This is a genomic window from Providencia sp. PROV073 (assembly GCF_033688125.1).
In the GTDB taxonomy this organism is placed as follows: domain Bacteria; phylum Pseudomonadota; class Gammaproteobacteria; order Enterobacterales; family Enterobacteriaceae; genus Providencia; species Providencia hangzhouensis.
Window position 1 is genome coordinate 2621478 of record NZ_CP096353.1, and the last position, 12580, is coordinate 2634057.

A 12580-nucleotide genomic window follows, 5' to 3' on the forward strand; every position below is an offset into this window, starting at 1 on the left:
TACTTGTCAATAACTTAATAAGTTTACCTATGAACCCTGCTGGGCCATACGTCATAAGCAACACTGCGGCGAATCGAATACCTTTTCGTAGCAAAAGTTTCTTTGCAAATTTTTTAATTCGATAACGAACGTTGTTTGCCATATTTCACTCACTTTTTTATCAAAAACAAAAGGGATTTGGTTTTGAAACCTAATCCCTTATCATGTGATGGTGATGCGATTTATTATAGATTTCGAAATTTACTGTTCACTGTATAAGTATCTGACGTAACGTATCTTTCAATCTGGCGTAGCTTCATTTCACCTGATTTTAATTGTGTATCGATTTGGTTAATAAGACTACTGACTTCTGGGCCAATATCTTGCTGTGAACGGTAGCCACTTGGTGCCGTTTCTACGACAAAGCACATCACGATATACAAAATCAAAGTAATACCAAAACTGACAAATAGAGCCAATACGGCTAATGCTCTAACCAAAGCAACTGGAAGTTCTAAATACTCAGCAATACCCGAACACACACCACCGAACACACGTCTATCCGTTAAACGATAAAGTTTGCGGTTGCGAAATTGAGTCATTATTTTTGCCTCCAATTTGGGTGTTCTGCATCCAAAATATCTTCAAGTGTTTTAATGCGTTGCTGCATCTGTGATGCTTGTTCTGCTAATTGCATCAAACGTTGTACTTCATTTTCAGTTAGCTGACTCCCCTGCCCACTGTTTTTTTTGCTGTAATGTAACCACAGCCAAATAGGCAGAATAAAAATGAGAAAAATGATTAATACGAGAGACAGAAAAACGTAGCCCATCACATATCCTTATACATATGGTTAACCTATCTATGGCACTGATACGATATTACTAACGTACCAGTGCATCAAAATAACTGTTACTGATCTTTATTGATTTTAGCTTTAAGTGCCGCTAATTGCGCACTTATTTCGTCGTCTGCTTTTAACTCTGCAAACTGTTGATCCAGTGATTTTTGTTTCCCAATACCATAACTTTGGGCTTCACCTTCCATATGGTCTATACGGCGCTCAAACTGTTCAAAACGCGCCATTGCTTCATCCAGTTTGCCGCTATCCAGCTGGCGACGTACATTACGACTAGATTGTGCGGCTTCCATACGAACAACCATTGATTGCTGTTTCGCACGAGTTTCTTGCAGTTTGTTTTCTAATTCAGTGATTTCACCTTTCAAACGAGTCAAGGTTTCATCAACAATAATCAGCTCGTGTTTTAAGGTATCGACCATTGCACTCACTTTTTGCTTTTCAATCAGTGCCGCACGCGCTAAATCTTCTTTATCTTTCACCAGCGCTAATTCTGCTTTTTCTTGCCAATCAGCAACTTGTTTTTCGCCCATCTCAATGCGACGTTCTAAACCTTTCTTTTCTGCTAAAGTACGTGCTGATGTTGACCGGATTTCAACTAACATATCTTCCATTTCTTGAATCATCAGACGGATCATTTTTTGCGGATCTTCTGCTTTGTCTAACAAAGAAGCGATGTTTGCATTAATGATATCGGCAAAACGTGAAAAAATACCCATTGTTTATATCCCCTTGATGGATTTAATCATTCTGTAGCGCCTCGACCTGATTTGGCTTCCAACCCATACCTGACGCTCCGTAAGTCTAACAACAATTCGCATGTTGCTGTATTTAGCTATTGCTATTACATATTTTAAATAGCAATTCGCGTGCCAACTTTTAAATTAATTCATATTGATATGATTTTAAAGAGAATAATTATAAGCTTCCCCTGAAAATCATTTTAGTCTATAGTTCAAATATCGGCATTTTAAACCAACTATTGGTGAAAAAAACCATGAAAGAAACCAATGAACCTATTCTTGGCGTTTCAAGTAACTTTCTCGATGTACTCGAACAAGCCTCTGAACTCGCACAACTCAATAAACCTGTTTTAGTTATCGGTGAACGCGGCACGGGTAAAGAGCTTATCGCAGATAGACTCCATTACCTTTCCCCTCGCTGGCAAGAAGCTTTTATCTCTCTCAATTGCAGCGGACTCAATGAGAATTTGCTGGATTCTGAATTATTTGGACATGAAGCGGGGTCTTTTACGGGAGCCCAAAAACGCCATCAAGGGCGCTTTGAACGAGCTGACAAAGGTTCTCTTTTTCTTGACGAACTCGCGACTGCACCTATGTCAGTTCAAGAGAAACTCCTGCGTGTCATTGAATATGGCGAGCTTGAACGTGTCGGTGGAAGCCAAGCTTTACACGTAGATGTGCGTTTAATCTGTGCCACAAATGCCAATTTACCCGAACTCGCCAAACAAGGTCGTTTTCGAGCCGACCTCTTAGATAGACTGGCTTTTGATGTCATTCGCCTTCCCCCATTACGTGAACGGCAACCTGATATATTATTATTAGCAGAGCATTTTGCTATTTTAATGTGTGGTGAATTAAAACGTTCGCACTTTACAGGTTTTACACGACATGCCCAACAAGCCCTGCAAAACTACCCATGGCCAGGTAATGTACGCGAATTAAAAAATGTCATTGAGCGTTCAATATACCGCCATGGAAACCATGCTGAACCCGTTGATAATATTATTTTCAATCCATTTGGTGAAAAACTTGCTGAGCTGCATGAATCACCAAGCCCCCAACCCATACAGCCTTCCCAACAAGCAAATACCATTTTACCTTCACTACCTTGTGACTTACGTCAGTGGCAACAGCAATCTGAAAAAGCACTATTAGAACAAGCGCTAGCAGATTGTCATTTTAATCAGCGTAAAGCAGCACAACGGTTATCTCTAAGTTATGACCAACTGCGTGGTTTAATTAAAAAACATCAAATAAATATTGAAATTTAATAGTCATTAGTTCAAACAATCCAAATTTATTGTTTGAACTAATGCAATATACTTAGAGATAAAAAATTTAAATTTGAAAATCGTGGGCTTTATTATTACTAAATGTTTCCAATTTCATATTGCACTTTTAAATATTACTTATCACTTAATTACTAACAGCATTAGTAAAAAACCAAATAAAATAAAAACAATAAGTAACAATTAGTTAAAAGATAACTTCATCATAAAAAATTAAGCCAAATTACACTAAAAACCATTTTGACACCCCCCAAAAAAAGTGATAATTAGTAATTTCCACTAGCTATTATATAAAAAATATAATTTTCTTTAGCACATTTAGTTAATTATATATAGATAATTCTATTTTAATATGATTAATGCTGTTTTATTATTTGTATTTACACCTTGTCATATTTAACTACTGTGCGAAATATATTTATATGATATCTCTATTAATATAATTCTTATTATATGAGGAGCCTATTATGAAAAATATAAATGTACTAGCGATCACCTTTTTTCTTCTAGGGTTATCTCCTACGGTTAATGCGCAATCATTGATGAAAACATTTTCTTACTGTGATGCCGCTTTCTTCAAGAAAATAAAAGATGACCCTGTTTTAAACGATATTTCTAATGCATTGAAAAATAACCAATTAGGCACCAATGAACACGTTTCTGTTAATCTCAATTTTTCACCAACCGGTATTGTGACTTTTAACCGTTTTTTTGTTAGTCATAGTAATTTTGATAAATATGATGGCTTCGCCTATTTAGGCTTGCGTGGTCAATACTATTTTTGGGGATTTGAAACAGCACAAAGCCTTGAAGAGGTTGTCCGCTATACGTCATCAAGAATTGCGATTATAAAGGTAGGAAATACTTATATCTACTCACCGATGATCCGCCATAATTTGCAAAGTAAATGGGTATTTAACGAACACGCAACGCAAGATTACAACTTGGAACCAAATGCTGCTGAAAAAATGCTGATTATTGAAAAAGATGAGCAAAGAGGTGTTGTTCGTTTCTTATGTACCCTTCAAGGCAACGTAACCGATGAAGACTTACACTATGTGGGTTTAAAATAATAGCTAGAAATTAAGCTAAACAAGCTCATCTATTTCTCCATAAAAAAAAGCCAGCACCCAAGCTGGCTATCAAATAAAACACTGGAAGCAATGTGAGCAATGTCATGCCTTGTCTACATAAGCACTCGGCTTAAGTGACAAAACGAATGATAATCGTTATCAGTGTCATTTGTAAAGCTTTTTAATGAGATTTTTTCTCATTAAGACATACTTCAATGATTAATATAATAATTTAAGTTGATTATTATATTAACATCATCCCATTTAGCTTAATTTTCATACGTTATGAGGCTAAATTTTGCTTATACCCTGTATCCCCATTTTTACGCTACAATAGGTCAATTCTCGTTAACGATGTCAGTGGTATGCGCCTATTAACTGTTTGGTTTTTATTTATCATTTCTGTGTCTGCACAAGCGCTTAATAACCAAGAGCGCTTTACCGATATTGTGGCTAACGAGGTCCCTGCAGATATACGCCAAAAAGGCTTTATTTACTGTGTAAATGGGGTCGTTACCACGTTTAACCCACAATTAGTTAGTAGTGGGCTAATTGTCGACCCTCTCGGTGCTCAAATTTATGATCGGCTATTAGATGTTGATCCGTTCACTTATCGCTTGGTTCCTGAACTGGCTGCTAGATGGGAAGTTTTAGATAACGGTGCAACTTACCGTTTATACTTGCGTAAAGATGTAAAATTCCAAAATACAACTTGGTTTACACCTACACGCAATATGAATGCTGATGATGTTGTGTTCAGCTTTTCCCGCATGTTTGAGGTGAATCACCCCTATCACTACATCAATGGGGGGCATTACCCTTATTTCGATAGCTTACAGTTCGCCAACAGCGTGCAAAGCATACGTAAAATTAATAACCATACAGTGGAGTTTCGTTTGAACTCTCCTGATGCGTCTTTTTTATGGCATTTGGCGACACATTATGCTCCTATTCTTTCATCCGAATATGCCGATTTCCTTTCAAGCATAAATCGCCAAGAGCTGATCGATTGGCGACCAATTGGTACGGGGCCATTTCATTTAGATGACTACCAAGCAGGGCAATTCGTTAGACTTCTTAGAAATGACAATTATTGGAAGGGCTTGCCTCGTATGGAAGAAGTGGTTGTTGACATGGGAGCAGGTGGAACTGGCCGTATTTCAAAATTACTCACTGGGGAATGTGACGTTTTAGCTTACCCTGCCGCAAGCCAGTTAAAGGTATTACGCGATGACCCGCGTTTACGAATTTCTATGCGTTCTGGGATGAATATTGCCTACCTCGCATTTAACACCAGCAAGCCACCATTAGATAAGCTAAAAGTACGCCAAGCAATTGCGTATGCAATTAATAATGAACGTCTAATGCAATCAATTTATTACGGCACGGCAGAAACAGCCGCATCTATTTTACCAAGAGCATCATGGGCTTATGACAATCAAGCAAAGATCACCGATTATAATCCCGAACTTTCTAAGCAAATGCTCAAAGAGATGGGATTAGAAAATCTAAAACTAGATTTATGGGTACCAATCGCCTCCCAATCATATAACCCAAGCCCACTTAAGATGGCAGAGCTTATCCAAGCTGATTTAGCGCAGGTCGGTATTGTGATGAATATCCGTTCTGTCGAAGGCCGTTTCCAAGAAAACCAATTAATGGATAGAAGCCATGATATGACATTAGCGGGTTGGACAACTGACAGTAATGACCCAGACAGTTTTTTCCGTCCGCTACTGAGTTGTGCAGCAATTGGTTCCCAAACCAATTTAAGCCATTGGTGTAACCCTGCCTTTGATGAAATCTTACATAAGGCACTATTGACACAGCAATTAGCCGCACGTATAGATTATTACCACCAAGCACAGCAAATTTTAGGGGAAGATTTACCCGTCTTACCCCTCGCCTATTCTTTACGTTTACAGGCCTACCGCTATGATATAAAAGGCCTAATGATCAGTGCGTTTGGTAATACCTCATTTGCTGGCGTGTATCGTGAAATGGAGCAGCCTGAAAAAGTTTCTCCGAAAAAACAGAGGCAGAAACCATGATTATTTATTCACTGCGTCGTTTTTTACTTTTATTAGTCACGGTGTTCTTCTTATCGCTAGTCAGCTTTAGTTTAAGCTATTTTACGCCTAATGCACCTCTGAGCGGCGCATCACTTATCGATGCCTATATTTTTTATTTTGAAGGCTTACTCCATTTTGATTTTGGTGTTTCAAGTATCAACGGGGAACCCATAACGGAACAATTAAGGGACACATTCCCTGCAACCATGGAGTTATGCATTTTAGCGTTTATTTTTGCTTTAACGACAGGTATACCACTCGGTATCATTGCTGCATTTTGGCGTAACAAGCCTGCAGATATTGCTATCAGTGTCTTTGCTTTATTAGGATTTTCTGTCCCTGTATTTGTACTTGCACTGGTTTTAACTCTCTTTTTCTCATTACATCTAGGATGGCTTCCTGTATCTGGCCGAATTGACCTATTATATAATTTAAAAACGGTGACTGGCTTTGCCTTGGTTGATGCATGGCTTTCTGACTCCCCCTATCGTAAAGATATGATTATCAATGTACTTGAGCACATGGTGTTACCTGTCCTCACTTTAGCACTCGCACCAACAACCGAGGTTATTCGGTTAGTACGTAATAGCACCGAAGAAATCGCCAGTGAAAATTATATCAAAGCAGCCGCTATTCGAGGGCTTTCACGGATTAAAATCATTCGCCGCCATATTTTTCATAATGCTATTCCACCGATTATTCCTAAGCTTGGCTTACAGTTTTCTACGATGTTAACACTGACCATGGTCACTGAACTCGTTTTTAACTGGCCGGGGCTTGGTCGTTGGTTGGTTACAGCAATCCGCCAAGAAGACTACTCTGCGATTTCTGCTGGGGTGATGCTAATTGGTGCGCTCGTGATTACTGTAAATGTGCTGTCTGATATTTTAGGTGCCATGATGGACCCATTAAAACATAAGGATTGGTATGTCCTCAGATAATTTTTATCGTGAACAAAAAATGCCATCCCCAACTCGAGTGGTATGGAATATCTTCTCATCAGATGTGACCTCTATGGTGGGGTTTGTTGGTGTGTTGGTTTTATTAATTTTATGTTTTGTTGGCTCTTATCTAGCACCTTATGCACTAGATCAACAGTTTCTAGGTTACCAATTAACGCCGCCGTCTTGGTCTCATTATGGCGAAGTGGCATTCTTCTTTGGTACAGACGATCTGGGCCGTGATATTCTAAGTCGGCTATTGATTGGTACTAAATCGACATTTGGTGCCGCTATTTTAGTCACACTGATTGCGACACTTATTGGATTAGTTCTCGGCTGCTTAGCTGGGATGACTCGTGGGTTAAAATCTGCAATTTTTAACCATATACTCGATACCTTACTGTCAATTCCTTCCTTATTACTGGCAATTATTGTTGTCGCCTTTATGGGCGCTAGCCTACAAAATGCAATGTTAGCTATTTGCCTTGCATTAATTCCACGAATGGTAAGAACTATCTATGTCGCTGTACATGATGAGTTAGATAAAGAATACATCGTTGCCGCACGCCTTGATGGCGCTTCAAACATTTTTATTTTATGGTATACCGTACTTCCTAACATTACCCCTATTCTCGTCACTGAACTGACTCGAGCACTTTCTATCGCTATTTTAGATATTGCTGCTTTAGGTTTTCTTGATTTAGGTGCGCAACTTCCCTCTTCTGAATGGGGTGCAATGCTAGGTGATACTTTAGAGCTTATCTATGTGGCTCCTTGGACGGTTATCTTGCCAGGTGCTGCCATCATGATAAGCGTGCTTTTTGTTAACCTTTTAGGTGACGGGCTACATCGTGCCATCAACGCGGGGGTTGAATAATGCCACTTCTAGACATCCGCAATTTAACTATCGAATTTATGACTGCAAATGGCCCCGTCAAAGCGGTTGACCGCGTTTCAATGACGCTATCTGAGGGGGAAATAAGAGGTTTAGTTGGCGAATCAGGTTCCGGAAAAAGCCTTATTGCAAAAGCTATCTGTGGCGTGACTAAAGATAATATTCGAGTAAAAGCTGACCGTTTTCGCTTTCAAGACATTGACTTACTAAAACTCAGCCCACGTAAACGCCGCAAACTAATTGGCCATAATATCTCGATGATATTTCAAGAGCCACAATCTTGTCTCGATCCAGCTGCTGATATTGGTAAACAGCTTATCCAAGCTATCCCAGGGTGGACTTATAAAGGCCGCTGGTGGCAACGTTTTAATTGGCGTAAACGTCGTGCTATAGAGCTATTGCACCGTGTGGGGATAAAAGATCATAAAGATATCATGCGCAGTTATCCTTATGAATTAACCGATGGTGAATGTCAAAAAGTCATGATAGCGATTGCCATCGCTAACCAACCCCGGTTATTAATCGCTGATGAACCCACCAATGCGATGGAGTCAACTACTCAGGCTCAAATTTTCCGTTTATTGGATAAATTAAACCAAAACAATAATATGGGAATTTTACTCATTAGTCATGACATGGAAATGATGTCGAAACTTGTTGATCGCATCAATGTACTCTATTGCGGGCAAACAGTTGAAAGCGCAACTCCTGAAGATATTCTACAACGGCCACGCCACCCTTATACTCAAGCACTAATCCGCTCAATCCCTGATTTTGAAAGCCCTCTTCCCCATAAAGGGCGGTTAAATACGTTACCTGGTGCAATTCCTTCACTTGAACATTTGCCCATTGGTTGTCGCCTTGGACCTCGTTGCCCCTATGCACAACGAACTTGCATCAACGCGCCACAATTACGCAATATTAAAGGCCATCTCGTTGCTTGCCATTACCCGCTAAACACCGAGGAACAACCCTAAATGGAAACCTTACTTGAAGTCCGTAATCTCACAAAAACTTTCCGTTTTCGTGAAGGGTTATTTCATCGACACGAATTACAAGCCGTCAAACCCGTTAGCTTTAACTTACAGGCAGGCCAGACATTAGCTATCATTGGCGCCAATGGCTCAGGAAAATCAACCCTTGCGCGAATGTTATCAGGCGTTGTAGAACCCACCAGCGGCGATATTTTCATTCGTGGACAACGCCTGAATTTTGGCGATTATAGCTACCGTTGCCAGCGTATTCGCATGATTTTCCAAGATCCAAGTACATCCCTAAACCCAAGGCAGCGTATTGGTCAAACGCTTGAGCTCCCTTTAAAATTAAACACTGACTTAACTGGAATAGAACGTGAAAGGCGTATTATTCAAACGCTTCGCCAAGTCGGGTTACTCGCCGACCACGCTGAATATTATCCACACATGTTAGCATCTGGACAAAAACAACGTATTGCATTGGCAAGAGCACTTATTCTACAACCCGAAATTATTATTGCTGATGAAGCGTTAGCTTCGTTAGACATGTCCATGCGCTCGCAAATCATTAACTTAATGTTAGATTTACAAGCAAAACAAGATATTGCATTTATCTATGTTACCCAGCACTTGGGGATGATGAAACACGTCAGCGATAAAATGCTTGTCATGGATAAAGGCGAAGTTGTTGAGCGTGGTAATACCGCAGAGGTTTTAGCTGCCCCTCTTCACGACGTTACTCGCCGGTTAATTGAAAGTCACTTTGGTGAACCCCTGTCGATTGATGCTTGGCGACAAGACTTGTAACTGTTATTCAGTTGTCTGTGGGTAAACACCTTCACAGGCAACAAATTAAACATCTTATTTAACGTGCTATCGTCACATTGGCTTTAATATGTTTAAGGTGAACGACTATCGTAAATGTGACAATCACCAACAGTGACCATGCTCCCCACTTACCTGCATGTACCATTGACCAAGCACCAATTTGGTTTGGATACTGCCAAACACCAAAAAATGTCCCAAAATTCTCAGCTAGCCAAATAAAAAAACCAATTAGCATAAATGCAAGTAATAATGGCATTTTTCGCTCTTTATCTAGCGGAGTGTAAAAAACCATACTGCGCGCATACAACCCCATAATAAACGTCGCTAAATACCAACGATAATCATCAATATAATGGTGGCTAAAAAAATTAATATAAATAGCCAGTGCGACTAGTGTCGCCATCCAATAAGGTGGATAGTGTTCAATTCTTACTTTAAAAAATCGCCAAGATTGAATGATATAGCTCCCTACGGCGGCATACATAAAACCAGTAAATAGAGGAACTCCCCAAAGCTTCGTATAGGCCTCATCGGGATATTGCCAAGAACCTATCGTTGCTGAAGTTTTAAATAGCTCCATCATAAAACCGACTAAATGGAAAACACAAATAGCCTTTAATTCATCCCAAGTTTCTAACTTTGACCAAACTAACAAAGCTTGAAAAGCAACGGCAAAAATTAGTAACAGGTCATAGCGAGGGATACCTATTAATCCTTTAGCTGGGACTAAGAATAGTGCCAAAAAGAAAAAACCAGCGAATAAACAAGAACGAGCATTAATTAAACCGAAAAACCAAAACTCTAATAGAAAGCGTTTAATTCCATGGCTATTATTCGGCTGGTGAGCCATTAAAATTTGGTCTAACTTTCCTAAAAAATTCAATTTCTGACACAAACTGGTCATCTATTCACTCACCTATTCTTTTATTATTCGGTTTGTTTTCTTTCCGAAGATTAGGCGAGGAGTTTAGCAAAATCGAATTACTCTACATAAGGTAACTATCTTAAATTTATGCATTTTTATTATTTATAGCTTTAATCACTAGATTTACACTACCTATTAATATTGACGATACTTTCCATCCAATTATGGGTTTTATTGTTTAACTCGCACCTGATGGCAATTCGTTAATAGAAAGTAATGATATACTTAAGCAATATGTGTTTATTTGCTATATGAATGCCAACTCAACAATTTAGGAGTTTTATGATGAAATTATATTACGCTCCCGGTGCTTGCTCACTTTCTCCTCACATCATTCTGCGTGAAACAGGTTTAGATTTCAGTATTGAACGAGTAAATATAAAAGAGAAAAAAACTGAGAAAGGTGAAGACTTTTTAGCAATAAACCCAAAAGGACAAGTACCCACTTTAGTGTTAGATAATGGCGAACAACTCACAGAAGGTGCTGTAATTGTCCAATATATTGCGGACCAAAAACCGGATCGTAACCTAATCGCACTTCCTGGTTCTATGAAACGTTATCACCAATTAGAAGCTTTAAACTTTATTTCGACAGAACTACATAAAAATTTCTCACCTTTATTCACTCCAGGAACACCAGAAGAGTATAAAGATACTGTCCGTAATGTATTGTTTAATAAGTTTGCGTATGTTGATAACGTGCTCGCTAAACAGGCTTTCTTTGCTGGAGATACTTTTAGTGTCGCAGATGCCTATTTATTCACTGTGAGTAATTGGGCAAAACACGTTGGGCTCGATTTAACTAGCCTGACCCACCTGCAAGATTACAGTGCTAAAATAGCTAAACGCCCTAATGTTCAAGATGCATTAAAAGCGGAAGGACTAATCTAATCTGTAAAATAGCACGCTTTCAGTAGTGCGCTGTAAGGTTGTTGATAAAGCGGGAAAAAACATAGTTTTTCCCGCTTTATGTTATCAACTAAAATTTTATCAGCTGAAAAGCAGCTTAATCTAATTGTGTTGCACAGAAGTTATGTTCTGGGTTAACCATTTTGTCTTGAGCAGCGACGAGTTGTAATTCGTACTCCCCCATCTCTTTGGTTTTTATCATCACTTCATATACTGCAGCAGCAACGTGCTCTAATCCCTTATCTAAGCGCTCACCTTTCAATAAGTTAACCAACATTAAACCACTGGTCAAGTCACCGACACCTACAGGTTGTTTTTCACCAAAGTCAACAAGAGGACGGCTAACATGCCAACTGTGCTCTGCTGTTACAAGGATCATTTCAAAACGATCTGCGCGATACCCTGCTCGGCTTAAATGTTTAACAAGAACGATTTTAGGGCCTTTGTGACACAATTCACGTGCAGCTTGGGTAGCTTCTTCAACATTTTTAATTGTTCTACCCGTTAATGTTTCTAATTCTAATAAATTTGGTGCGATAACATCACTCGCGGCCAATGCACGCTCACAAAGGAATTCAGCAACTCCCGGAGCAACAATACAGCCTTTCTCCGGATGCCCCATTACTGGATCACAAAAATAGAGGGCTTGCGGATTAGCTACTTTGACCCTTTCCACGATAGCAAGAATATCATTTCCTTGCTCAGCTGAACCGATATAACCGCTTAATACAGCATCACAAATTTCTAATTTATGGATTTTAGCTAAACCATCAATGATGTCGGTTAAGTGTTGTGCGGAAAAAACACTTCCGGTCCATTGTGAATACTGTGTATGATTCGAAAACTGTACGGTATTGAGTGGCCACACATCTACGCCCATTCGGCACATAGGAAATGCGGCAGCACTGTTTCCTGCATGGCCGAAAACAACATGGGATTGAATTGATAATACGCTTTTCATTGAAAACCCAAAGAATTGTTATGTCGAATGAAGAGAAATCAGTGATTATCCGTTGCTAATATGGATATACTCCAAATAATTCTAATTACATGTAAGCGGCTTGAGAAAATAGCTCGAATTATATACATCGAT

13 protein-coding genes are annotated in these 12580 nt (G+C 39.2%); 8 read left to right on the forward strand and 5 right to left on the reverse strand.

What is annotated here, in order from left to right:
* Positions 1-224: 224 nt before the first annotated feature.
* The 3 genes from pspC to pspA all read right to left on the reverse strand — a co-directional run bounded on the left by pspC (position 225) and on the right by pspA (position 1557).
* Positions 225-581 (reverse strand): envelope stress response membrane protein PspC, encoded by a 357-nt coding sequence (pspC, locus tag M1F17_RS11870; protein WP_004263899.1) that lies wholly within the window; start codon positions 579-581, stop codon positions 225-227.
* Positions 581-811 carry an envelope stress response membrane protein PspB gene (gene pspB / locus M1F17_RS11875; RefSeq protein ID WP_004263897.1) on the reverse strand — a complete coding sequence of 77 codons (231 nt, stop codon included), beginning with the start codon at positions 809-811 and terminating at the stop codon, positions 581-583. The genes pspC and pspB overlap by 1 nt, the downstream gene beginning before the upstream one ends.
* An 80-nt stretch (positions 812-891) precedes the next feature.
* A complete protein-coding gene (pspA, locus tag M1F17_RS11880) occupies positions 892-1557 on the reverse strand; it encodes a phage shock protein PspA (protein ID WP_004263893.1) in 666 nt (221 codons plus the stop codon).
* A 278-nt stretch (positions 1558-1835) separates the two neighbouring features.
* Between pspA and pspF the strand changes: the two genes are divergently transcribed.
* From pspF to sapF, 7 genes are all read left to right on the forward strand, one after another.
* Positions 1836-2852: a phage shock protein operon transcriptional activator gene (gene pspF, locus M1F17_RS11885; RefSeq protein WP_004263890.1), complete on the forward strand. Its 1017-nt coding sequence runs from the start codon at positions 1836-1838 to the stop codon at positions 2850-2852.
* A 485-nt stretch (positions 2853-3337) separates the two neighbouring features.
* A complete protein-coding gene (locus tag M1F17_RS11890; RefSeq protein WP_164455720.1) occupies positions 3338-3943 on the forward strand; it encodes a hypothetical protein in 606 nt (201 codons plus the stop codon).
* Between the two features lie 365 nt (positions 3944-4308).
* A complete protein-coding gene (gene sapA, locus M1F17_RS11895; RefSeq protein WP_094961772.1) occupies positions 4309-5994 on the forward strand; it encodes an ABC transporter substrate-binding protein SapA in 1686 nt (561 codons plus the stop codon).
* The gene (gene sapB / locus M1F17_RS11900) at positions 5991-6956 is read left to right on the forward strand and encodes a putrescine export ABC transporter permease SapB (RefSeq protein ID WP_094961771.1); all 966 of its coding nucleotides are present in this window, start codon (positions 5991-5993) and stop codon (positions 6954-6956) included. Before sapA ends, sapB begins: the two co-directional genes overlap by 4 nt.
* Entirely contained in the window at positions 6943-7833 is an 891-nt protein-coding gene (gene sapC / locus M1F17_RS11905; RefSeq protein ID WP_094961770.1) for a putrescine export ABC transporter permease SapC, read from the forward strand. Before sapB ends, sapC begins: the two co-directional genes overlap by 14 nt.
* The gene (sapD, locus tag M1F17_RS11910) at positions 7833-8828 is read left to right on the forward strand and encodes a putrescine export ABC transporter ATP-binding protein SapD (RefSeq protein ID WP_094961769.1); all 996 of its coding nucleotides are present in this window, start codon (positions 7833-7835) and stop codon (positions 8826-8828) included. The genes sapC and sapD overlap by 1 nt, the downstream gene beginning before the upstream one ends.
* Positions 8829-9632: a putrescine export ABC transporter ATP-binding protein SapF gene (gene sapF, locus M1F17_RS11915; RefSeq protein WP_004263864.1), complete on the forward strand. Its 804-nt coding sequence runs from the start codon at positions 8829-8831 to the stop codon at positions 9630-9632.
* Between the two features lie 58 nt (positions 9633-9690).
* Here the strand turns inward: sapF and M1F17_RS11920 are convergent, their stop codons facing one another.
* Positions 9691-10557, reverse strand: a complete 867-nt coding sequence (locus tag M1F17_RS11920; protein ID WP_094961768.1) for a DUF817 domain-containing protein — start codon at positions 10555-10557, stop codon at positions 9691-9693.
* 306 nt (positions 10558-10863) lie between these two features.
* On the opposite strand from M1F17_RS11920, the gene gstA reads away from it, so the two are divergent.
* On the forward strand, positions 10864-11469 hold the full coding sequence (gene gstA, locus M1F17_RS11925) for a glutathione transferase GstA (protein WP_036958678.1): 606 nt from the start codon (positions 10864-10866) through the stop codon (positions 11467-11469).
* A gap of 115 nt (positions 11470-11584) precedes the next feature.
* Here the strand turns inward: gstA and pdxY are convergent, their stop codons facing one another.
* Entirely contained in the window at positions 11585-12448 is an 864-nt protein-coding gene (gene pdxY, locus M1F17_RS11930) for a pyridoxal kinase PdxY (protein WP_094961767.1), read from the reverse strand.
* Between the last annotated feature and the right edge of the window lie 132 nt (positions 12449-12580).